Origin of the sequence: Amycolatopsis sp. WAC 01376 (assembly GCF_003947415.1) — a bacterium.
In the GTDB taxonomy this organism is placed as follows: domain Bacteria; phylum Actinomycetota; class Actinomycetes; order Mycobacteriales; family Pseudonocardiaceae; genus Amycolatopsis.
Window position 1 is genome coordinate 77,641 of record NZ_QHKL01000004.1, and the last position, 20,964, is coordinate 98,604.

The 20,964-nt window shown below is 68.8% G+C and carries 23 protein-coding genes; 8 read left to right on the forward strand and 15 right to left on the reverse strand.

The window, feature by feature from the left end; translation table 11 throughout:
- The first annotated feature begins 114 nt into the window (after positions 1 to 114).
- Positions 115 to 753: an RICIN domain-containing protein gene (locus DMH03_RS23120; protein ID WP_125794111.1), complete on the forward strand. Its 639-nt coding sequence runs from the start codon at positions 115 to 117 to the stop codon at positions 751 to 753.
- Positions 754 to 1,075: 322 nt separating this feature from the next.
- On the opposite strand, the gene prcA is transcribed toward DMH03_RS23120, so the two are convergent.
- The 4 genes from prcA to dop all read right to left on the reverse strand — a co-directional run bounded on the left by prcA (position 1,076) and on the right by dop (position 4,578).
- Complete coding sequence (gene prcA, locus DMH03_RS23125; protein ID WP_125794112.1) at positions 1,076 to 1,822, reverse strand: proteasome subunit alpha; 747 nt, start codon at positions 1,820 to 1,822, stop codon at positions 1,076 to 1,078.
- A 51-nt stretch (positions 1,823 to 1,873) separates the two neighbouring features.
- Positions 1,874 to 2,710: a proteasome subunit beta gene (gene prcB / locus DMH03_RS23130; protein ID WP_125794113.1), complete on the reverse strand. Its 837-nt coding sequence runs from the start codon at positions 2,708 to 2,710 to the stop codon at positions 1,874 to 1,876.
- A gap of 73 nt (positions 2,711 to 2,783) precedes the next feature.
- Complete coding sequence (locus DMH03_RS23135; RefSeq protein WP_037319666.1) at positions 2,784 to 2,978, reverse strand: ubiquitin-like protein Pup; 195 nt, start codon at positions 2,976 to 2,978, stop codon at positions 2,784 to 2,786.
- 97 nt (positions 2,979 to 3,075) lie between these two features.
- Positions 3,076 to 4,578, reverse strand: coding sequence for a depupylase/deamidase Dop (gene dop, locus DMH03_RS23140; protein ID WP_076161912.1), 1,503 nt, complete (start codon positions 4,576 to 4,578; stop codon positions 3,076 to 3,078).
- 43 nt (positions 4,579 to 4,621) lie between these two features.
- Here dop and DMH03_RS23145 point away from each other — a divergent pair, with 43 nt between their 5' ends.
- Positions 4,622 to 5,137 carry an NUDIX domain-containing protein gene (locus DMH03_RS23145; protein WP_125794114.1) on the forward strand — a complete coding sequence of 172 codons (516 nt, stop codon included), beginning with the start codon at positions 4,622 to 4,624 and terminating at the stop codon, positions 5,135 to 5,137.
- Here the strand turns inward: DMH03_RS23145 and DMH03_RS23150 are convergent.
- The 3 genes from DMH03_RS23150 to DMH03_RS23160 are packed head-to-tail and all read right to left on the reverse strand — an operon-like array spanning position 5,134 to position 7,089.
- Positions 5,134 to 5,739 (reverse strand): hypothetical protein, encoded by a 606-nt coding sequence (locus tag DMH03_RS23150; protein ID WP_125790000.1) that lies wholly within the window; start codon positions 5,737 to 5,739, stop codon positions 5,134 to 5,136. The two genes, DMH03_RS23145 and DMH03_RS23150, sit on opposite strands and share 4 nt — an antisense overlap.
- Before the next feature lie 55 nt (positions 5,740 to 5,794).
- Positions 5,795 to 6,748 carry an aldo/keto reductase gene (locus DMH03_RS23155; protein WP_125794115.1) on the reverse strand — a complete coding sequence of 318 codons (954 nt, stop codon included), beginning with the start codon at positions 6,746 to 6,748 and terminating at the stop codon, positions 5,795 to 5,797.
- Positions 6,745 to 7,089 carry a hypothetical protein gene (locus tag DMH03_RS23160; protein WP_125794116.1) on the reverse strand — a complete coding sequence of 115 codons (345 nt, stop codon included), beginning with the start codon at positions 7,087 to 7,089 and terminating at the stop codon, positions 6,745 to 6,747. Before DMH03_RS23160 ends, DMH03_RS23155 begins: the two co-directional genes overlap by 4 nt.
- A 142-nt stretch (positions 7,090 to 7,231) precedes the next feature.
- Here DMH03_RS23160 and DMH03_RS23165 point away from each other — a divergent pair, with 142 nt between their 5' ends.
- Positions 7,232 to 8,143 carry a DMT family transporter gene (locus tag DMH03_RS23165; RefSeq protein ID WP_125794117.1) on the forward strand — a complete coding sequence of 304 codons (912 nt, stop codon included), beginning with the start codon at positions 7,232 to 7,234 and terminating at the stop codon, positions 8,141 to 8,143.
- Between the two features lie 54 nt (positions 8,144 to 8,197).
- On the opposite strand, the gene arc is transcribed toward DMH03_RS23165, so the two are convergent.
- Positions 8,198 to 10,000, reverse strand: coding sequence for a proteasome ATPase (gene arc / locus DMH03_RS23170; protein WP_125794118.1), 1,803 nt, complete (start codon positions 9,998 to 10,000; stop codon positions 8,198 to 8,200).
- A gap of 362 nt (positions 10,001 to 10,362) precedes the next feature.
- Between arc and DMH03_RS23175 the strand changes: the two genes are divergently transcribed.
- Both DMH03_RS23175 and DMH03_RS23180 read left to right on the forward strand, forming a co-directional pair.
- Positions 10,363 to 11,184: a hypothetical protein gene (locus tag DMH03_RS23175; protein WP_125794119.1), complete on the forward strand. Its 822-nt coding sequence runs from the start codon at positions 10,363 to 10,365 to the stop codon at positions 11,182 to 11,184.
- A gap of 7 nt (positions 11,185 to 11,191) precedes the next feature.
- Positions 11,192 to 11,647: a hypothetical protein gene (locus DMH03_RS23180; protein ID WP_125794120.1), complete on the forward strand. Its 456-nt coding sequence runs from the start codon at positions 11,192 to 11,194 to the stop codon at positions 11,645 to 11,647.
- Between the two features lie 262 nt (positions 11,648 to 11,909).
- Here the strand turns inward: DMH03_RS23180 and DMH03_RS23185 are convergent, their stop codons facing one another.
- Entirely contained in the window at positions 11,910 to 12,734 is an 825-nt protein-coding gene (locus tag DMH03_RS23185; protein WP_125794121.1) for a tRNA (adenine-N1)-methyltransferase, read from the reverse strand.
- Positions 12,735 to 12,836: 102 nt separating this feature from the next.
- The gene (locus DMH03_RS23190; protein ID WP_125794122.1) at positions 12,837 to 13,988 is read right to left on the reverse strand and encodes a M50 family metallopeptidase; all 1,152 of its coding nucleotides are present in this window, start codon (positions 13,986 to 13,988) and stop codon (positions 12,837 to 12,839) included.
- Positions 13,989 to 14,116: 128 nt separating this feature from the next.
- On the opposite strand from DMH03_RS23190, the gene DMH03_RS23195 reads away from it, so the two are divergent.
- From DMH03_RS23195 to DMH03_RS23205, 3 genes are all read left to right on the forward strand, one after another.
- Positions 14,117 to 15,010: a RecB family exonuclease gene (locus tag DMH03_RS23195; protein ID WP_007035382.1), complete on the forward strand. Its 894-nt coding sequence runs from the start codon at positions 14,117 to 14,119 to the stop codon at positions 15,008 to 15,010.
- Positions 15,011 to 15,019: 9 nt separating this feature from the next.
- Positions 15,020 to 15,805, forward strand: a complete 786-nt coding sequence (locus tag DMH03_RS23200; RefSeq protein WP_125794123.1) for a thioesterase family protein — start codon at positions 15,020 to 15,022, stop codon at positions 15,803 to 15,805.
- 67 nt (positions 15,806 to 15,872) lie between these two features.
- On the forward strand, positions 15,873 to 16,808 hold the full coding sequence (locus tag DMH03_RS23205) for a ParA family protein (RefSeq protein WP_125794124.1): 936 nt from the start codon (positions 15,873 to 15,875) through the stop codon (positions 16,806 to 16,808).
- A 66-nt stretch (positions 16,809 to 16,874) separates the two neighbouring features.
- Here the strand turns inward: DMH03_RS23205 and hisG are convergent, their stop codons facing one another.
- From hisG to DMH03_RS23230, 5 genes are all read right to left on the reverse strand, one after another.
- Positions 16,875 to 17,720, reverse strand: a complete 846-nt coding sequence (hisG, locus tag DMH03_RS23210; protein ID WP_125794125.1) for an ATP phosphoribosyltransferase — start codon at positions 17,718 to 17,720, stop codon at positions 16,875 to 16,877.
- A 32-nt stretch (positions 17,721 to 17,752) separates the two neighbouring features.
- Positions 17,753 to 18,016, reverse strand: coding sequence for a phosphoribosyl-ATP diphosphatase (locus tag DMH03_RS23215; RefSeq protein ID WP_007035378.1), 264 nt, complete (start codon positions 18,014 to 18,016; stop codon positions 17,753 to 17,755).
- Positions 18,017 to 18,088: 72 nt separating this feature from the next.
- On the reverse strand, positions 18,089 to 18,580 hold the full coding sequence (locus DMH03_RS23220; protein ID WP_125794126.1) for a methylated-DNA--[protein]-cysteine S-methyltransferase: 492 nt from the start codon (positions 18,578 to 18,580) through the stop codon (positions 18,089 to 18,091).
- A gap of 14 nt (positions 18,581 to 18,594) precedes the next feature.
- Positions 18,595 to 20,058: a DNA-3-methyladenine glycosylase 2 family protein gene (locus DMH03_RS23225; protein WP_125794127.1), complete on the reverse strand. Its 1,464-nt coding sequence runs from the start codon at positions 20,056 to 20,058 to the stop codon at positions 18,595 to 18,597.
- 56 nt (positions 20,059 to 20,114) lie between these two features.
- Positions 20,115 to 20,795 (reverse strand): HAD family phosphatase, encoded by a 681-nt coding sequence (locus DMH03_RS23230; protein ID WP_125794128.1) that lies wholly within the window; start codon positions 20,793 to 20,795, stop codon positions 20,115 to 20,117.
- Positions 20,796 to 20,964: the final 169 nt, after the last annotated feature.

Genomic DNA, 20,964 nt, shown 5'->3' on the forward strand with positions numbered 1-20,964 from the left:
CCACGAGGGGGATTCACCGGCAGTGCCTTCGGGCCGCGATTTCATCGCGGCCGGACGACGGCTGCCTTTCCCTTCACCTCACTGGGAGAAAACGCTTTCCATAAAGGGGAATAAATGACGAAAATGAAGCGCCTCGCGGGAATCATCGCCGCCGCCGCGGGTGTCCTGACCCTGGTCACCGCACCCGCCGCCACCGCGGCCCCGCAGCCCACCGGCGACGGGTTCAAGACGGTCAGCGTGCACGGGATGAAGCTCATCCCGGTGAAGCGCACCTCCACCGGCGCGCGCACGCAGGCCGCCGGCATCGCCGACGCGGACATGTTCCTCATCCCGTCCGGGCTCGACACGAACAAGTGCTGGGACGCCGACCTGAACACCATCAACCGCAACGGCACCAGGATGCAGCTCTGGGACTGCAACTTCGACGCGGACCACCAGGCGTTCTACATCACCGACAACCCCGAGGGCTACACCCGCTTCCAGAACGTGGCCAGCGGCCGCTACCTGGACGCGGACCTCAACAGCATCAACAAGAACGGCACCATCGTCCAGCTTTGGGACTTCATCGCCGGTGCCAAGAACCAGTGGTGGGGCGGCACCGTCAACCCCGAGGGTTACGTCCGCTTCCAGAACCCGAGCAGCGGCCGTTACCTGACCGCGGAGGGCAACTCGGCCAGCAACGGCACGCGGCTCCAGCTGTGGAGCTTCATCGCCGGTAGCCGCAGCCAGTGGTGGGGCAACGGCCCCGCCTGAGGCCGAACCGGTCGCTTGACCGACGCGACCTGACGTCGTGAAGGCCTCCTTCCCTACTCTCAAGGTAGGGAAGGAGGCCTTCACTGCGTTTCGGCCACAGGAAGGCCCACTTCCTTCCGCTGGGGAGGCGACGGTGCTCCCAATGTGGCATTGGGGACACTGAGCGTCCCCAATGTGCCATTGGGAGCACTGGATGGGGAGCCTTCACGCGTAGCCACGAGGAGCCCGCGTCGCGTCCACTGTGTACCGCGCCTCCGGAAGTACAGGAAGGCCCCCTCCCTTGCGTCCAGCGCAAGGGAGGGGGCCTTCCTGTACTTGAGACTCAGTCCTTCTTGGACTCGCCCTCGGCTTCGTCCTCCGCGGGCTCCTCCGGCTCGGGGGGCAGAAGCGCGTCGAGCGCGGCACCGGCCACCCGGCGGAACTTACGTCCGCGCCGATCCCGCTCCAGCACGGCGACCTCGAGCTTCACCGGGTCCGAGTCGCCGTTCGTGGGCGTGGGGGTGTTGGCGCGCAACGCCTTCACCGCGACGCCGAGCGCCGCTTCCAGCTCCATGTCCGGCTCGTAGCTGTCCTTGAGCTTCGTGGTGAGCGTGTCGGCCTGGCCGCCCATCACGACGAACTTCGGCTCGTCGAAGATCGAACCGTCGTAGGTCAACCGGTACAGCTGGTCCTCGTCCGCGGTCGCGCCGACCTCGGCTACGCAGACCTCCACCTCGAACGGCTTCAGCTGCTCGGTGAAGATGCTGCCCAGCGTCGCGGCATACGCGTTCGCCAGCGCACGCGCGCTGACGTCCCGCCGGTCGTACTGGTAGCCCTTCAGGTCCGCGTGCCGGATGCCGGCGACGCGGAGGTTCTCGAACTCGCTGTAGCGGCCCACGGCCGCGAAACCGATCCGGTCGTAGATCTCCGACACCTTGTGCAACGTCGCCGAGGGGTTCTCGGCCACGAACAGCACGCCACCGCGGTACTTGAGCACGACCACGCTCCGGCCACGCGCGATGCCCTTGCGCGCGATCTCGGAACGCTCCCGCATCAGCTGCTCGGGAGAGGCGTACAACGGCATCGTCACTGTGGTGCTCCGCTCTTTCGGGCTCTCATCGGGAAGGGGACAGGGAGAGGGCTAGCGCCCGCGCTCGGCTCGTGCGGCCACGATGGCCTCGGCCACCGCGGTCGTCTTCTCGAGCGGCACCGCCACCGCACCCTGCTCCGCGGTGACCGTCACGATCGTCGGGAAGATCCGGCGTACCAGATCCGGGCCGCCGGTCGCGGTGTCGTCGTCCGCCGCGTCGTACAACGCCTCCACCGCCGTCCGGATCGCGGCTTCGACGTCCGCGTCCGGGTCGTACAGCTTCTTCAGCGAGCCCTTCGCGAACAGCGATCCCGAGCCGATGGCGTGGTAGCCGGCGCTCTCCTCGTAACGTCCGCCGGTCGCGTCGTACGAGACGATCCGGCCCGCGTGCTTCGCGTCCTCCGCGTCGAGGTCGTACCCGACGAACAACGGCAGCACGGCCAGCCCCGCCATCGCCATCTCCAGATTGGACTTCACCAGCCCGGCGAGCTTGTTCGTCTTGCCGTCGAGCGAGAGCGAAACACCCTCGATCTTCTCGTAGTGCGCCAGTTCGACCGCGTACAGCCGCACCATCTCGATCGCGAGCCCGGCAGAGCCCGCGATGCCCACCGCAGAGTACTCGTCGGTGAGATGCACCTTCTCCATGTCGCGCGAAGCGATCAGATTGCCCGACGTGGCCCGCCGGTCACCGGCGATCAGCACCCCACCCGCGAACTTGACCGCGACGATCGTCGTCCCGTGCGGGGCGTCCAGCCCGCCCGCCCCGGCCGAGACCCGCCGCTCCGGGAGCAGCTCGGGCGCCTGCGCCCGAAGGAAGTCCGAGAACGACGAGGTCGCCGACGAGAAGTACGCGGCGGGCAGCGCCGACTTACCCGAGGTGTGTTCCATACGTGCTCAAAGTTCCAATCTGTGTGATCCGCCGGCTCCGCACAGGCGGCCGCCCTGGCCGCCGGAAGACGAGTTACTCGCCGCCCTTTTGCACGTAGGCGCGGACGAAGTCCTCGGCGTTCTCCTCGAGCACGTCGTCGATCTCGTCGAGGATCGTGTCGACGTCCTCGCCGAGCTTCTCGCGCCGTTCCTGACCCGCCGGACCGCCGTCCTCGAACTCTTCGTCCGAGTCGCCGCCGCCGTGCTTTTCGATCTTTTCCTGAGCCATCTCGCCTCCCGGTGTGGCCGATGTTTCCTAGCCTACCCAGCGGTCCCGACATTCCGTGGGATCCGTGATCGCTTAACCCCGATGAAAGGAAATCCCGCTAGTCCGAACCGGTGAGCGCCTCCACCAGCTCCTCGGCGGTCGCGGAGTCGTCCAGCAACTTCCCCACGTGGGCCTTCGTGCCCCGCAACGGCTCCAACGTCGGGATCCGCACCAGCGATTCCCTGCCGACGTCGAAGATGACCGAATCCCACGACGCCGCGGCGATGGAGCTGGCGTACTTCTCCAGCGCGCGGCCCCGGAAATAGGCCCTGGTGTCCGAAGGTGGCGTCGTGACCGCCTCCAGCACCTCCTCCTCGGTCACCAGACGCTTCATCGAACCCCTGGTGACGAGCCTGTTGTACAGGCCCTTGTCCAAGCGGACATCCGAGTACTGCAGGTCGACCAGCCGCAACCGCGGCGCGCCCCAGGCCAGCTGGTCCCGCGCGCGGTAGCCCTCGAGCAACCGCAGCTTCGCCGGCCAGTCCAGCCTGTCCGCGCATTCCTGGGGGTCCCGCGCCAGTGCGTCCAGGATCTCGCCCCAGACCCGCAGGACCTCCTTGGAGGCCTCGTCCGCGCCGGTGCGCTCCAGGTTCGCCGACGCGATCTCGTGATAGGCGAACTGGAGGTCCAGCCCGGTGTACTTGCGCCCGTTGGCCAGCGACACCTTCGCCTTCAGCGTCGGGTCGTGGCTGATCTGGTGCACGGCCCGCACCGGCTCGTCCAGCTTCAGGTCGTCGAACCGGATGCCCGCCTCGATCAGGTCCAGCACGAGCGCCGTCGTGCCGACCTTGAGGTACGTGGAGTACTCGGCCAGGTTCGCGTCGCCGATGATGACGTGCAGACGGCGGTACTTGTCCGCGTCGGCGTGCGGCTCGTCGCGGGTGTTGATGATCCCGCGTTTGAGCGTCGTCTCCAGGCCGACCTCGACCTCGATGTAGTCGGAGCGCTGCGAGAGCTGGAAACCGGCTTCCTCGCTCTGCTGCCCGACACCGACCCGTCCCGAACCGGTCATCACCTGCCGGGACGCGAAGAACGGCGTCAGCCCCGCGATCACCGCGGTGAACGGCGTCGAGCGCTGCATCAGGTAGTTCTCGTGCGTGCCGTAGCTCGCGCCCTTGCCGTCGACGTTGTTCTTGTACAACTGCAAAGGCGGCTGACCGGGAACGGTGGCGGCCTTGCGCGCCGCCTCCTCCATGACCCGTTCGCCCGCCTTGTCCCAGATGACCGCGTCGCGCGCGTTCGTCACCTCGGGCGCCGAGTACTCCGGGTGCGCGTGGTCGACGTACAGCCGCGCCCCGTTGGTCAGGATGACATTCGCCGCGCCGAGGTCCTCGACGTCCGGGTCGTGCCCGGGGCCGCTCGGGCCGGTCAGGTCGAACCCGCGGGCGTCCCGCAGTGGCGATTCCACCTCGTAGTCCCACCGTGCCCGCCTGGCCCGCGGGATGTCGGCCGCGGCCGCGTAGGCCAGCACGACCTGGGTCGAGGTGAGTACCGGGTTCGCCGTCGCGTCGCCCGGCACCGCGATGCCGTACTCGACTTCGGTTCCCATGATCCGCCGCATACCCACCACCCTACGGGGTCGGGGCCGTGCGACGATGCCCCCCATGTCAGGCAGTGACGAACTCGTTGCGCTCTATGACCTCGACGGAACCGCGGTGGGAGCGGCCACCCGGTCCCGGGTCCGCGCCGAGGGGCTGTGGCACGCGGCGGGCGTGGTGTTGGTCCGTTCGAGTGACGGAGGTTCCGTTTACGTGCACTTGCGCACTCCCACGAAGGACGTCTATCCCTCCACTTGGGACTGCTGGGCGGGCGGCATCGTCGCGGCGGGTGAGACACCGGAGGAGTGCGCGCGCCGGGAACTCGCCGAAGAACTGGGTGTGCACGGAGTGGAACTGTGGCCGCTTTTCGTCCATGTCACCGACGACGACACGATCCGCTGCCACAACTTCGCGTTCGAAACGCGCTGGGACGGCCCCTTCGTCCACCAACCGTCCGAAGTCGTGGAAGGACGTTGGCTGACACTGGCCGAGTTGCGTTCGTGGCTCGACGATCCGGAGAGCCGGTTCATCCCGGACGGCCGTCTCGGCGCGCTGGAGTGGTTCCGGCGAGAAGGCGCCTAGGCCGAACGGAGGCGCTGCGCGACGATCGGCAACAGCCGCTTCGCCGCGTCCGTCGCCCGCGCCTCGGTTCCGGCCGTCACGCTGAGGGCGGAGACGAGCTTCCCCTTGGCGAGCAACACCGTGCACGTCGTGCCCTCGCACCAGGCACGCTGGATCTCGACGCCGGCTTGCTTCGTCAGCGTGAGCTTCTTGCCTTCGCAGTCCGCCTGGGCGACGACGTCCGAGGCGTCACGGTCGGTGTACTCGGTGACCTGGTGCTCCAGCGTCGAGCCGCTCGGATACGACCACGTCGCCGAGCGGCTCGTGGCACGGGTGAGTCCGGTCAGACAGCCGGACACCTTGCTCTCACCGGGGACGACTTCTTCCTCGACGACGTCCTCGTCGGTCAGCAGCGCCGCGGAAACGGCGGCGGGGACCGGAGCCCGGGTCGAAGACGGCGGCACCGGCGCGGCCTGCGGCTTCACCGACGGTTGCGCGGGTTCGACCGTGGGCGTCGGTGCCGGGTCGTCGTAATAGGTGTCGAGGTCGTTGGGGCGGTCCGCGCAGCCCGACAAACCGAACAGCGCGACCGTCGCCACCGCGAGCACCTGCCGATGACGCACCCTCAAGCCTCCCCGGTGACCCGCCAGACGTTTGCCGCGAGAGTAGTCCAGCCCCTCAATGCCAGCCGAGGCAGGACCGGTGCCGCCAGTAGGCGACCGGTTCTTCCGCGAGCGCGGCCAGCTCCGCGAGTTCGTCCGCGGTCGGCTTCACCTGCGTGGCAAGGAGATTCTCCGCGAGCTGGGCGGTACTCGACGGGCCGATGACCGCGACCGGCCGCCAGTCCTGCGCCAGCACGGCCGCGATCGCCACCGCGTCCGGACCGGCCCCGTGCTCCCTCGCGATCCGCGCGAGCGGTGGCGGCGGCTCGACCACCAACCGTCCGTTCGCGACGGTTTCCTTGACCAGCAACCGTTTCCCGGCGGCGTGCGCTTCCGCGAGCGCCGGGCCGACGGAGGGCTCGAGCAGGTTCCACGTCGACTGCACGGCACTGAAGACCGGCGTTCCGGAGACCTCCAGCTCGAACGCCCGGCGGACCGCGTCGGCCTGCGCGGGGCCGGAGGTGGAGAACCCCACCGGGACACCGTCGGCGGCGAGTTCGGCCAGCGCGCCGATCAGCCGGTCGTCGCCGAACAGCGGACTGTCCACAGTGAGCGAGTGGACTTGGTAGAGGGAGACCGCTTTACCCAGCAGGTCAACGGTTTCCGCCCACTGCTCGCCGAACCGCGCCGCGGTGTGCTCCTTGACCTCGTGCACCTCCGCGTCGAGCTTCCACTCCCCTACGTAGCGGTAGCCCCATTTGCTCGACACCGTCACGTCCGCGGGGGCGCGATCGGCGAGCCAACCGGCGAGGAACTCCTCCGAGGAACCATACGAACGGGCGACATCGATCCACCGGACGCCCGCGCGGTACGCGTCGTCCAGTACGTCGTAGGTCGCCGCGCGCATCGCCTCGAACTCGCGTCCGGGCGGCAGCGCGTCGGCCGGGCCGAGGTTGATGTACGCGGGCCTGCCGAGCGCTGCCAGTCCGACGGCGATCCGGTCGCCGACATGGGTTTCCGAGGCTGTCACCGGGCTCCTTCGTTCTTGTGGCGGAGGATCGCGAGCCACTGGCTCGAGTTCTGCGCCTGCCGATGGAGCTTTTCGAGGCGGGCCGCCGGGGCTCGAACGTAACCCTTGCCGAAGACGGGCGCGATCTGACGGAGGCTGGCGCCTTCCTCCCTGGCCGCGAGCAGTGCCCAGTCGGACGCGTCGGCGCAGGCCGCGGAGGCGCGGCGCAGCTCCCCCAGGATCTCGATGAGTTCGGGGGCGCTCACGTCCCCCGCTCGTACGGCGGCCGCCGTCGTTTCCAGCCACGCCAGGACATCGGCCTCGGTGATCGGCGCGCGCGGGCGCCCAGCGGATTCGCTCACGGCCGATGAGTATAGGTCGTTATACGCGCGGCGCGCGGGACCGCCACGCGGAGGCGTGGGACACATCGTCCGAAAACCGCTGGAGTACACAGTGGATTCCCGATTCACTGAGCCGGAAGACGCGAACTCGGGAGAAGGACAATTGGGACGTTTCAGTATCGCGATCCGGTTCGCGGCACTCGCGATCGTGTGGGGCGCGAGTTTTCTGTTCATCAAGATCGGCCTCACCGGCCTGTCGCCCGCTCAGGTGGCGCTTTCGCGCATCTGCCTCGGCGCGGTGGCCCTGATCGCCATCGCCGCATGGCGCCGCAAGCCACTCCCCCGTGATCCGGCGCTCTGGGGCCATCTCGCGGTGGTCTCCGTGCTGCTGTGCGTGATCCCGTTCCTGCTGTTCTCCTGGGCCGAGCAGTACATCTCGTCCGGGCTCGCCAGTATCTTCAACGCGACGACCCCGCTGATCACCATGCTCATCGCCGCCGCGGCCCTGCCGTCGGAACGGTTCACGAAGGCCCGGACGGCCGGCCTGATCCTCGGCTTCCTCGGCGTGCTCACCATCGTCGGGGTCTGGCAAGGGATCGACATCTCCCACGAACTGACCGCGCAACTGGCGTGCCTCGGCGCGACGACCTGTTACGGGATCTCGTTCGTCTACGTGCGACGGTTCATCTCCTGGCGGAACCTCGACGCGCCGACCGTCGCACTCGGACAGGTCTGTTGCGGCGCCGTCGTGATGCTGCTGCTCGCGCCGTTCATCGCGACGACGCCGGTGCGCCTCGACACGCCGATCATCCTCAGCATGATCGCGCTCGGCGCGCTGGGCACCGGGCTCGCCTACTCCTGGAACGCGTCGATCATCGCGGCGTGGGGCGCGTCGAACGCGTCTGCCGTGACCTACCTCACACCCGTCGTCGGTGTGCTCCTCGGTGTCCTGGTCCTCGACGAACCCTTGGCGTGGAACCAGCCCGTCGGCGCACTGCTCGTCGTCCTCGGCATCCTGGCCGCGCACGGACGGCTGAGCGTGCGCAAGAAGGTCCGGGAATCCGTCCCCGTGTGACGCGAAAGGGCCCTTCGCCGCATGCGCTGCGGCGAAGGGCCCTTTCGGCTTGCCTTACAGGTACTGACCGGTGTTCGTGGCGGTGTCGATCGCCCGCCCCGAATCCTGGTTCTTGCCGGTGACGAGCGTGCGGATGTAGACGATCCGCTCGCCCTTCTTGCCGGAGATCCGGGCCCAGTCGTCCGGGTTGGTGGTGTTGGGCAGGTCCTCGTTCTCCGCGAACTCGTCGACGATCGCGTCCAGCAGATGCTGCACGCGCAGGCCGGGCTGCTGGGTCTCCAGCACCGACTTGATCGCCGACTTCTTCGCCCGGTCCACGATGTTCTGGATCATCGCGCCCGAGTTGAAGTCGCGGAAGTACAGGACTTCCTTGTCACCGTTGGCGTAGGTGACCTCGAGGAACCGGTTCTCGTCCGTCTCCTCGTACATCCGCTCGACCGTGTGCTGGATCATCGCGTCGAACGTCGCCCTGCGGTCCCCGCCGAACTCGGCGAGGTCGTCCGCGTGGATCGGCAGGCCATCGGACAGGTACTTGGAGAAGATGTCCTTCGCGCCTTCGGCGTCCGGACGCTCGATCTTGATCTTGACGTCGAGCCGGCCCGGCCGCAGGATCGCCGGGTCGATCATGTCTTCACGGTTGGAGGCGCCGATGACGATGACGTTCTCCAGGCCCTCGACACCGTCGATCTCCGAGAGCAGCTGCGGGACGATCGTGGTCTCCACGTCGGAGGACACGCCCGAACCGCGGGTGCGGAAGATCGAGTCCATCTCGTCGAAGAACACGATCACCGGGGTGCCTTCGGAGGCCTTTTCCCGAGCCCGCTGGAAGATCAGGCGGATATGCCGCTCGGTCTCCCCGACGAACTTGTTCAGCAGCTCCGGACCCTTGATGTTCAGGAAGTAGGACTTCCCGTCCGCCTTGTCGCCACGGGCTTCCGCGACCTTCTTGGCGAGCGAGTTGGCCACCGCCTTGGCGATGAGGGTCTTACCGCAGCCAGGAGGCCCGTAGAGCAGCACGCCCTTCGGCGGGCGCAACTGGTACTCCTGGTAGAGATCCGCGTGCAGGAACGGAAGCTCGACGGCGTCACGGATCTGCTCGATCTGCCGGGTGAGGCCACCGATGTCCTCGTATTGGACGTCGGGCACCTCCTCCAGCACGAGATCCTCGACCTCCGCCTTCGGCACGCGCTCGTAGGCATAGCCGGCTTTCGAGTCGACCAGCAGGGAATCGCCCGGCTTGAGGGGCTGTTCGGCCAGCGGATCGGAGAGCAGGACGACCCGCTCCTCGTCCGCGTGCCCGACCACGAGCGCACGAAGGCTGTCGCCCTCGACGTCCGGGGCCAGCACCTCGCGCAACGCGCAGACCTCACCGATCCGCTCGAAGTCGCCGCCTTCGACGACGGTGAGCGCCTCGTTGAGCCGCAACGCCTGTCCGCGCTGCAGCGATGACACCTCGACCGCGGGTGAGACCGAGACCCGCATCTTGCGGCCCGCGGTGAACACATCCACCGTGTTGTCCTCGTACGCGGTCACGAACACGCCGTAACCGCTCGGAGGCTGGGCCAGCCTGTCGACCTCCTCCCGCAACGCGAGCAACTGGCCACGCGCCTCGCGGAGCGTCTCGACCAGTTTCGTGTTGCGTTCCGTGAGTTGGCTCACTCGTTCCGACGCCTCGGCGAGTCGCTGCTCCAGCACTCGGTTCTGACGTGGCGAATCGGTGAGCTTCCGGCGCAGCAGGGCGACTTCCTCCTCGAGGAAGCGAACTTGACGTGCCTGCTCGTCGGACGTGATCTCGGCTCCGGTCGTTTCTGAAGGGTCGGCCTCCTCGCGCCGACCTCCGGGAAGGTCATGATGCATCGGGCACCTCCTCGGAGTGCTTTTCATTCCACGGTACCGGCGATCACCGACAATAAAAGGCCTTTCCGCATCACAAGATCGGCGCGTCGCGTTCCGGACGATCCCGCAGCACGTACCTTCACCACGCGCAAGGGGCCATCCCGGTGCCGGGTCCGACACTCCCATGGTCACAATCCGTCCACCTACCCTGACCTGCGGCGGAATACCCGGCTCCGTCCGGGTGCAAACGGGTTTCCGGTATCAGTTCGGCCCTAATCGAGCGGCGATCCGGGTCGATGGCTAGCATCGGGCGACGTTCGCCGGGGAGGTCGACCGGCGCGTCGTGTTGAGCATTTTCGCAGAACAGCTAGGGGGCAACAGCCATGACTTACCCGCCGCAACAGCCCGGCGGCTACGGACAAGATCCGTACGGCCAGCAGGGCGGGTACCCGCAGAGCGGCCCCCAGCCGCAGCAGGGATACCCCGGGGGTGGCCAGTACGGCCAGGACCCGTACGGCCAGCAGCAAGGTGGCTATCCGCAGAGCGGACCGCAGCCCCAGCAGGGATACCCGGGCGGCACGCAGCAGTTCGGCCAGCCGGATCCCTACGGGCAGCAGGGCGGCTACAACGCGTACCCGCAGGAAGGCGGCGGGTACGGCGGCGAGCCGCCCAAGAAAAAGAAGACGGGCCTGATCGTCGGCATCGCGATCGGCGCGGTCGTGCTGGTCGGCGGTGGTGTCACCGCCCTCGTCATCGCGCTGAACTCCGGTGACGACAACCCGACCGCCGCGCCGCCTGCCAGCAGCGCGGCCCCGTCGGAGGCTCCGGCCTCGTCGTCGCAGAAGCCGAGCTCGACCCGGAGCAAGTCCAGCTCGCCGAGCACGTCGGCGACCAAGAGCTCCGGTCCGGCGCCCGGCGGGAAGGCCACGCCTCAAGAGGTCTTCGAAAGTGCGGCGACCTCTTACAGCGCGGGTGACAAGAAGGCGTTCCTCGACCTGATCTGCCGCAGCGAGAACACCAAGGACGAGGGCAAGCCGCTCGACCCCATCAAGCTCGAGATCACCGAGCCCGCCAAGGAAAGCGGCGACCGGGCGACCGGCCGTTACCGCGCGACCCAGGGCACCAAGATGGCGGAAGGCACCATCACCGCGGCCAAGGAGTCGGAACTGTGGTGCCTCAAGGACATCAAGGCCGACAAGAAGTGACCCACCGGTGACGGTGAGCCACAAGCTGACCGCCGCCGCGGTGGTTTTCGGCGCGGTCGTGGCCGGGGTTGTGGTGGGGCTGCTGCTGGTGGCCCCATCCGGCTCCGGCCCGGCCGCGTCGACCACCGTCACGCCCTCGCCACAGCCGAGCTCGTCCCGTCCGGTCCCGGTGGATCCGGACGTGGCCGCGGTCGAGGTCGTCGGCAAGGCGATCGCCGCGGCCATCGTCAACCACGACGCGACGGCGTTCGGCAAGCTCACCTGCGTCCAGCAGTCCTCGGCCGATCTGGCCGAGCTCAAGCGGAAGTGGGAGGCGGCGGGCAAGGTTTCGGCCACCGTCCCCGACCCGCCCGCGGTGAGGGGCGACTCCGCGACCGTGACCGTGCACGTCGAGGGCGCGGGCGGTCAGAAGGACACGCCGTTCCCGCTCAAGAAACGCGACGGCAAATGGTGCGTGCCCTGACTCGCGCCGATAGCCGGGTCTTTGGTCCGTGAAGGCCTCCTTGAGGGACTCTGGGTCCCTCAAGGGGGCCTTCACGGACAGCCAAGCGCGACAACATGTGGCATCGCGCCTTGCCGAGTACATGAAGGCCCCCTTCATTGCGTCTAGCGCAGTGAAGGGGGCCTTCATGTACTTCAGGGAGCAAGAACCGGCGGCTGGCTGGTCCCGGTGGCCGCGAGTGGCGATTCGGCTTCTGGTGGATGCAGGCGACCAACCTGAGCGGCTAGCCCTTGCCGGAGCGGCGGTGGACCCGCGGCGACACGGTCCCGTCGGCCAGACGGCGTGCTGTCAGCAGGAACGCGGTGTGCGCGACCATCCGGTGATCCGGCCGCACCGCGAGGCTCACGACGTGCCAGGGCCGCATGAGTGTCTCGAACGATTCCGGCTCGGTCCAGCACTGCTGGTCCCGCAAGGCTTCCGTGATCCGCGAAAGCTGTGTGACCGTCGCCACATAAGCCGTCAGCACGCCTCCGGGCACCAGATGCGCGGCGACCGTCTCGAGCTGGTCCCATGGCGCCAGCATGTCGAGGACGACCCGGTCGACCTCGCCGGTGTGCGTCGACAGGTCCGCTACCGTGAGCGACCAGTTGTCCGGTTTGTGGCCGAAGAACTTTTCGACGTTCCGCTCGGCGTGTTCGGCGTGGTCGTCCCGGATCTCGTAGGACTGCACGGTGCCCTCCGAACCGACCGCCCGAAGCAGCGAACAGGTCAGCGCGCCGGAGCCGGCGCCCGCCTCGAGCACCCGTGCTCCCGGGAAGATGTCGCCCCACATCACGATCTGCGCGGCGTCCTTCGGGTAGATCACCTGCGCGCCACGCGGCATCGACAACACGTAGTCCGGAAGCAGCGGGCGAAGCGCCAGATAGTGGCTGCCGCCCGCAGAAGTGACGACCGAACCCTCCTGCGCCCCGATCACGTCGTCGTGCGCCAGCGCGCCGCGATGGGTGTGATACTGCTGCCCCTCGGCGAGGACCATGGTGTAGTGCCGCCCCTTGGAGTCGGTCAGCTGAACCCGGTCACCAATACGAAACGGCCCACGGACCGACACTGAACCTCCACACGCGCGCGAACAACTGCTGAGCCCATGCGTCCTCGGCGGGAAAGAGTGCCTCGGACGGGACGACCGATCCTCGCAGGTGGCCGCGCCCCGCTACGCCGGGGGTCGGCTCCGGGTCATCGCGGCACGCAGGTCCTCGCGCCGGAGCACCCCCGCGGGCCTGCCTTCGTCGTCCACGACGAGGAACTGCCACGCGGCGGTTTCCCGGACCCGCTCGGCGATCTCCTCCCCCGACTCCGAGGAAAGCAGCACCGTGTCGGCGCGGATCGGTTCCGCCGCCATCTCCGCGGGCGCGTGTGGTGACGTCCCGGCCAGTTGCGCGGCGGCCGTCTCGTCGAGCAGCCCGGCCGCGACGCCGTCGGCACGCACCAGGACCACCCCACGGCCTGCCGAAGCGGCCAGCGCGTCCGAGACGGGACTTTCCGCGGGAAGCTGGAGAACGGGCCGGACGAGTTCGCTCAACCGCACGCCTTCGGGCCAGCCTCGACGTGTTTCGGCGGCGAGTTCGCTTCGTGCGCCGAGGATCACGAACCACGCCGTCACGACGCAGACGCCGAGCCGGAGCCAGCGGTCTTCGCTGCCCGCCGCCAGCCCCCACAGCGCCCAGACGACCAGTCCCGCCGCGACGAGGCCGCCACCGACGACCGCCGCCCGCGTGCCCTTCTCCCGGTGGCCCGTCGCCGCCCAGACCCCGGCGCGGACCAGACGGCCGCCGTCGAGCGGGAGCCCGGGAAGAAGATTGAAGATCCCGACGGCGAAGTTCGCGACGGCGCATTCGGCGATGAGCAGCCATGCCGCGCTTTCCGGCGGGACGGCGAACATGAGCAGCGCGCAGAAACCGCCGAGCAGTAACGAAACCACCGGCCCCGCGGCGGCGACGAGCCCTTCCTGCCGCGGCTGACGGGGTGTCCTGGCGACCTCGGAGAGCCCGCCGAGCAGAAAGAGGCGCAGCCGCCGGACCGGGATGCCGAGGCGCAGCGCGACCAGGCAGTGCCCGAGTTCGTGCGCGAGCACCGAAAGTCCGAGAAGGACCGCGAACGCGGCCGCCAGCAGCCAGGAGGTCAAGGTCGTCGCGCCCGGCAAGAGCCTGCCGACCAGCGGCGTGTAGAGCACCACGATGATCAGGGAGCCGATCCACCACGAAGGGGCCAGCAGCACCGGGATCCCGGAGACGCGGAACAGCAGGAGACCACCCTCTGGTGCCACGCCTCGTCGAGGCGGGCCCTGCTCACCCGTCACCGCCATGGATGAGAGCGTAGATGCCCAGGTGTGGGGTGCCGGTAACCCGCCCTTCCCGTCCGGGTGGTGTCGGTCATGCCGCTCCGGTGCGTTGCGGTCGGAGAACTGTCGGTGCCCGGCGATACCCTCGTCCCATGCCCGACACCGACACGGTCACCGCCGATCCGCCGCCCGGCGCCGAAGTCCCGCGCCGTCGGCCGGCCCTGTCCCCGTCGCGTGCCAGCGACTTCAAACAGTGCCCGCTGCTCTACCGCTTCCGCGCGGTCGACAGACTCCCCGAGATCCCGACGAAGGCCCAGCTCCGCGGCACGCTGGTGCATTCCGTGCTGGAGCGGCTGTTCTCCCTCCCGCAGGCCGATCGCACACCGCCGCAGGCCAAGGAACTGCTCGCGCCGGCATGGGAGGACCTCTCCGCGGAACGTCCGGAGTGGATCGAGCTGTTCGACCAGGAGGATCCCGAGGCCGTCACCTCGTGGCTCTCCTCGGCGGAGCAACTGGTCGACACCTACTTCGGCCTCGAAGATCCGCGTCGGCTGGAGCCCGAAGCGTGCGAGCTGCACGTCGAGATCGAGCTGGGCTCCGGGGTGCTGCTCCGGGGCTACGTCGACAGGCTGGACGTGGCGCCGACCGGTGAGATCCGCGTCGTCGACTACAAGACCGGCGCCGCGCCCCGTGAAATCGGCGAGGCCAAGGCGATGTTCCAGATGAAGTTCTACGCCGTGGTCCTTTGGCGGCTTCGCGGTGTCGTACCGCGCCAGCTGAAACTGATGTACCTCACCGACGGGCAGTCCCTGGCCTACACGCCCGACGAGGGCGAGCTGATCCGCTTCGAGCGCACGCTGGAAGCGATCTGGCAGGCGATCCTCAAAGCGGGCAAGACCGGCGATTTCCGGCCCAACCCGAGCAAACTCTGCGCGTGGTGCGATCACCAGGCGCTGTGCCCGCAGTACGGCGGCACTCCCCCGCCGTATCCCGGCTGGCCGGAGCCGGACCCCGGTGAAGAGTCCGTTTTGGACCGTGCGGATTAGGCTGGCTTTGTGACAGAAGCCTTCTACGTGCCGTCAGGCGACGGCGTCTTCCTCCCGACCCCGCACACCGCCGGCCCGTGGACGCCGGACGCGCAGCACTTCGGGCCGCCCTCGGCGTTGCTGGTCCGCGCGCTCGAAGAGCTCGACGCGCCGCACGCGAGCCAGCTGGCGCGAGTGACGGTCGAGATCCTCGGTCCCGCGCCGCTCAAAGAGCTTTCGGTGCGAGCTTCGGTGAAGCGACCGGGCCGGTCGGTCGAGTGGCTGGAGGCCGAGCTCTCCCACGGCGAGCGAGTCGTCGCCCGTGCCGCGGCGTGGCGGATCGCGACCTCGGACACCACCGCGGTGGCCACTCCCGAAGGTCCCCCGCTGCCGTCGCCGGACGGCCTGCCCACGTCGAGCTGGCCGGAAAGCTGGCACGGCGGGTACCTCGACGCCGTCGAATGGCGGCGGGTCAGCGGCGCGCTGGACACGCCCGGGCCGGCGACCGTCTGGGGCCGTCAGCGTGTCGCCCTCGTCGACGGGGAGAAGCCGAGCGCGCTGCAGCGGCTGTTCGTCCTGGCGGACTCCGGCAACGGGATCTCGAACTTCCTCGACCCGCGCGAGTGGTGGTTCATCAACTCGGAGCTGACGGTGCACCTCCGCCGCCCGCCGCTGGGCGACTGGATCGGCGTCGACGCGGCGACGCTGGTCGGCCCGAACGGGATCGGCACGGCGACGACCACCCTGCACGACGCCTCCGGCCCGATCGCTTCGGGAGCCCAGGCGTTGCTGGTGCGGCCGCGACAGGCGGGCTGATAGACGCGCTTTCCGAGCCCGTTTCCAATAGCCTTCCCGGAACAACAGACGCAGGGAGCGCTTCGGCATGCAGATCACCTCGGTGGTCAACCAGAAAGGCGGGGTCGGCAAGACCTCACTCAGCGTGGGCGCGGCGGCCGCACTGGCCGAACGCGGCCGCCGGGTGCTGCTGATCGACCTCGACCCACAGGGCCACGCGACCACCGAACTCCTCGGGCTGGACGAGGTGCCCCCGAACATGCCCAGCCTGGCGAAAGCCTTGACCAAGGTGTGGAAGGGGCCGATCGAAGAGCTCGCCGTCCGGCATCCGCGCAGCAACCTCGGGCGGGGCGGGGCGTTCGACGTCATCCCGACGTCGCCGGGCATGTTCGACCTGATCCGGCGGCTGGACCAGTTCCGCGTCCCCGGCTGGCAGCTGGCCAGGGTCATCCAGTTCGCGAACTACGACCACGTCATCATCGACTGCCCGCCCGCGCTCGACGTGCTGACCAACAACGCGCTGGCCGCTTCGCACGGGATCCTCGTGCCGGTGCAGCCGGACCGGACGAGCATTCGCGCGCTGCGCCTGCTTTCGGACCAGGTGCGTTACGTCGAACAGACCGTCGGCCGTCCGCCGATCGCCTACTACGGCCTAGTGCCGGGCCTGTACCGCCGTCCGATCTCGCACTACGCGGCGGCGGCGTTGCAGGAGCTGTACACCTTCGGGATCCCGATGCTGTCGCACGTGCCGCTCGGCGTCGTGATGAACGAGGCCGCGGCGCACGGCGTGCCCGTGACGACGTACGCGCCGGAAACCTTGCAGGCGCTGTCGTTCCGGGAGATCGCGGAGACGCTGGACGGCTACCTGCGGAACCATCCGGCCGCGGCGATCGTGCCGGCGGACGAGGACTTCGTCTTCGAGGATTTCATCACCGAGGTGTCGGTGACCCGCAGCGCGAAGGACAACGGGACGCGCAAGAAGCTCTACGACCTCATGCCCAAAAAACCGAACCGGCCCCGCTGACCAACGCCATGAACGGTCCGTTCCTTGCAAATTTTGCAAGGAACGGACCGTTCATGGCATCCAGGGTCAGAGGCGGCAGGCCCGGATGTCCGAAGCCAGCACGGCCTTGGCGCCGGTTTCGGCGAGTTCGTCCATGATCCGGTTGACCTCCTTGCGCGGCACCATCGCGCGCACGGCCACCCAGTCCTCATCCGCCAGCGGCGCGACGGTCGGCGACTCAAGACCCGGCGTAATCGCGATGGCCGCGTCGAGCAGCGGACGCGGGCAGTCGTAGTCCAGCATCATGTAGTGCTGGGCGAACACGACACCCTGCAACCGCGCCTTCAGCTGGTCCTTGGGCCGGGTGTGCTCGGTGCCCGCGCGCTGCAGCAGCACCGCCTCGGACACGCAGATCGGGTCCCCGAAGGCCACGAGGTTGTGCTGGCGCAACGAACGTCCGGACTCGACGACGTCCGCGATGGCGTCGGCAACGCCGAGCTGGATCGAGATCTCGACGGCACCGTCGAGGCGGATGACCTCAGCCTCGACCCCGTGCTGCTTCAGGTTCTCGCGGACGAGCCGCGGGTACGACGTCGCGAGCCGCTTGCCCTGCAGGTCCTGCGCCTTCCAGTCCCGGCCCGCCGGTGCGGCGTACCGGAACGTGGAACCGCCGAAGCCGAGGCCGAGGATCTCCTCGACCGGGGCACCGGAGTCGAGCGCGAGGTCGCGGCCGGTGATGCCGAGATCCAGTTCGCCGGATCCGACGTAGATCGCGATGTCCTTGGGGCGCAAGAAGAAGAACTCGACCTCGTTGACCGTGTCCAGCACGGTCAGGTCGCGGGCCTCATGTCGCTTGCGGTAGCCGGCCTCTCCGAGCATCTCCGACGCGGCGGCGGCGAGGGCTCCCTTGTTCGGCACGGCGACACGCAGCATTGTCTCTCCTTGGTTCTCCGGACGCGAACGCGTCACAGGTACCGGTACACGTCCTCTGTCGACAGTCCTCGGCCGAGCATGAGCACCTGTACGCGGTACAGCAGCTGTGAAATCTCCTCAGCGAGCCTGTCGTCGGATTCGTGCTCGGCGGCGATCCACACTTCGCCCGCCTCTTCGAGCACCTTCTTGCCCTGGGCGTGCACTCCCGCGTCCAGCGCGGCGACGGTGCCGGAACCGTCGGGGCGCGTACGGGCGCGCTCGGCAAGCTCGGCGAACAGCTCATCGAAGGTCTTCACAGTCTGGAGATCCTTCCATCCGCGCCCGCGTCGCGCTGCCCCGGGCCGGTGTGGTGCCGGTCGCGTCACACTTCAGAACAGCACCGAGCCGCCGCGTTCGAAGTCGAGCAGGTGCCGCTTCCGTGCGACACCGCCGCCGTAACCGGTGAGATCGCCGTTGGAGCCGATCACGCGATGACACGGCACGATGATGCTGATCGGGTTCTTCCCGTTCGCGAGCCCGACCGCGCGCGACGCGGTGGGCTTGCCGAGCCGGTCGGCGAGCTGACCGTAGGAGACCGTCTCGCCATACGGGATCCCGAGCAGCCCTTCCCAGACCATCCGCTGGAACGTGGTGCCGCCGAAGCTCAGCGGGAGATCGAAGTCCTTCCGCTGGCCGGCGAAGTACTCCTTCAGCTGCTTCTCGGTGTCGACGAAGATCGGCGAGCCCGGATCCGGATGGCCGAAGCTCTCCTCGACCGGACGGTGCCGCTGCTGGACCATGTACAGGCCGCAGAGGCTTTCGCCGTCCGCGACCAGGGTCAGCTTGTCGTACGGGCTGTCGATGACGGTGTGCGTGCGCATGGCGCTCCTCGAACTCAGGCGGCGGGCAGCCGGTTGATCGGGTGATCTCCGGTCGCCCAGAGGTGTTGAACGGCGTAGGCGCGCCACGGGCGCCACTGTTCGGCGTGCGCGGCGAACGCGGCCGGACCGAGCCCGAGCCCTTTCGCGGCGATCTTGACGCCGAGGTCGGTCGGGAGGAAGGCGTCCGGGTCGCCGAGCGAACGCATCGCGATGCTCTCGACGGTCCACGGGCCGAAGCCGGGCAGCGCGTGCAGTCTCTCCCGGGCCTGCTGCCAGTCACTTCCCGCGCTGAGGTCGAGTCCGCCGTCGTTCAGTTCGGCGATGAGGCCGAGCAGGGTCCGCTTGCGGCTCTGCGGCATCGCGAGGCTTTCCGGGTCGATCTCCGCGAGGGCGGTGGCGTCCGGGAACACGTGGGTGAGGCCACCGTCCGGATCGTCGACGGGTTCGCCGTGCGCGAGGACCAGCCGGGCGGCGTGGGTGCGGGCGGCGGCGGTGGACACCTGCTGTCCCAGCACGGCCCGGACGGCGAATTCGTCGCCGTCGACCGTCCTCGGCACCCGCCTGCCGGGTGCGGCGGCCACGAGCGGCCCGAGCAGCCGGTCCGCGGCCAGCGCGTCGTCGACCGCGACCGGGTCGGCGTCGAGATCGAGCAGGCGGCGGCATCGGCTGATCGCGGTCGAGAGGTCACGCAGGTCCGAGAGCGTGAGACGGCAGCCGATGTAGCCGTCTTCCGGTTTGAGGGCGACGATGGCGGGGCCGTGCGGGAGCCGCAGCGTCCGGCGATACGCGCCGTCGCGCCATTCCTCGACGCCGGGGACACCGGTCGCGACCAGATGGCCGAAGAGGTTGTCCGGGAACAGCGGCTTCCGATACGGCAGGCGGAGGTTCAGCGTCCCGGGCGCGGTCGACGGCTCGGTGCGGCCCCGGGCCCGCAGTTCGGTCGGAGACAACGCGAAGACCTCGCGGACGGTGTCGTTGAAGGTGCGGACGCTGCCGAACCCCGCCGCGAGGGCGACGTCGATCATCGACAGGCCGGTCGTCTCGATCAGCAGGCGCGCCGTCTGCGCCCGTTGCGCACGGGCGAGGCTGAGCGGGCCCGCGCCCAGTTCGGCACGCACATGCCGTTCCACCTGCCGGACGCTGTAGCCGAGCCGTGCGGCCAAGCCGCTGACCCCGTCGGTGTCGACGACGCCGTCGGCGATCAGCCGCATCGCCCTGGCCACCAGGTCCGCGCGCTCGTTCCACCGCGGCGAACCGGGGCTGGCGTCCGGTCGGCACCGTTTGCAGGCGCGGAATCCGGCCTCCTGCGCGGCGGCCGCGCTCGGATAGAACGTCATGTTCTCCGGTTTGGGCGGGACGACCGGGCAGCTCGCCCGGCAGTAGATCCGCGTCGTCAGGACGGCGGTGAAGAACCAGCCGTCGAACCGGGCGTCCTTCGCCTGGACCGCGCGGACACAGCGCTCGAAATCCTCATGCACCCGGTCAGCATCACCGACCGCACGGGCCGCGGTCTAGCGGAAATGCGACATGGCGGTCAGGGCAGGAGCGCGGTGAGCGCGGGCACGTCGAGACCGACCAGCGAGGAACGGAACACGCGCCGCTCTCCCGGTTCGACGTCGACGTCGTTCGGGATCACCACCACCGTGCAGCCCGCCGCGGCCGCGGAAGCCGCGCCCGGCGGGGAATCCTCGATCGCGACGCATCGGGAAGCCGGTACTCCCAGCAACTCCGTGGCCAGCTGATACGGCCTGGCGTCCGGCTTGTTCAGACCATCGACCTCGTCACCGCAGACGGTGGCGGCGAAGTACTCGCGGCCGATGGTGTTGAGCGCGAGTTCGGTCAGCGACCGTTCGGTGGAGGTGACCAGCGCCATCGGAACGCCGTTGGCCCGCAACAGTTCGAGCAGCTCCTGCGCACCGGGGCGCCACGGAAGCGGGCCGTCGAAGAGGTTGGCCGTGCGGGCGCGGATCCACTCCCCCATCTCCGCGATCGACTCCGGGGTGACGGGTTTGGCGCACACTTCGAGCAGGAACGCGGCCGTGTCGTCCATATTGGACCCGACGAGACTCAGGCGCTGTTCCTCGGTCAGTGTGCCGCCGAGGGTTTCGACGGCCTCGTAGAGCGCGACGTCCCACAGCTTCTCCGAGTCGACCAGCGTGCCGTCCATATCCCACAGCACGGCGGCGAGTCCGTCCGGTGTGGACGGTTCGGTCACGGCTCCCCCTCACGATCGGATGCACCTTCCGGGACCCACGGTAGCCGAGACGGATTCACGTCGGTGCCGCGGTCGCTGCCCGAAATGTCGTATTGCGTCGGCTCCGCGCGTTTCGTCGCGGCGAAACGCCATCGGACATGCCCAACGGCGCACGGCCGCCTGGTCGTAG

What these genes read in the sequence shown, in the direction of transcription:
- DMH03_RS23190 (WP_125794122.1), bottom strand. Translation starts at nt 13,988, where the DNA reads ATGGCGGTGACGGGTGAGCAGGGCCCGCCTCGACGAGGCGTGGCACCA.
- DMH03_RS23205 (WP_125794124.1), top strand. Translation starts at nt 15,873, where the DNA reads ATGCAGATCACCTCGGTGGTCAACCAGAAAGGCGGGGTCGGCAAGACC.
- hisG (WP_125794125.1), bottom strand. Translation starts at nt 17,720, where the DNA reads ATGCTGCGTGTCGCCGTGCCGAACAAGGGAGCCCTCGCCGCCGCCGCG.
- DMH03_RS23175 (WP_125794119.1), top strand. Translation starts at nt 10,363, where the DNA reads ATGACTTACCCGCCGCAACAGCCCGGCGGCTACGGACAAGATCCGTAC.
- DMH03_RS23145 (WP_125794114.1), top strand. Translation starts at nt 4,622, where the DNA reads ATGTCAGGCAGTGACGAACTCGTTGCGCTCTATGACCTCGACGGAACC.
- DMH03_RS23195 (WP_007035382.1), top strand. Translation starts at nt 14,117, where the DNA reads ATGCCCGACACCGACACGGTCACCGCCGATCCGCCGCCCGGCGCCGAA.
- DMH03_RS23120 (WP_125794111.1), top strand. Translation starts at nt 115, where the DNA reads ATGACGAAAATGAAGCGCCTCGCGGGAATCATCGCCGCCGCCGCGGGT.
- DMH03_RS23135 (WP_037319666.1), bottom strand. Translation starts at nt 2,978, where the DNA reads ATGGCTCAGGAAAAGATCGAAAAGCACGGCGGCGGCGACTCGGACGAA.
- prcB (WP_125794113.1), bottom strand. Translation starts at nt 2,710, where the DNA reads ATGGAACACACCTCGGGTAAGTCGGCGCTGCCCGCCGCGTACTTCTCG.
- arc (WP_125794118.1), bottom strand. Translation starts at nt 10,000, where the DNA reads ATGCATCATGACCTTCCCGGAGGTCGGCGCGAGGAGGCCGACCCTTCA.
- DMH03_RS23220 (WP_125794126.1), bottom strand. Translation starts at nt 18,580, where the DNA reads ATGCGCACGCACACCGTCATCGACAGCCCGTACGACAAGCTGACCCTG.
- dop (WP_076161912.1), bottom strand. Translation starts at nt 4,578, where the DNA reads ATGCGGCGGATCATGGGAACCGAAGTCGAGTACGGCATCGCGGTGCCG.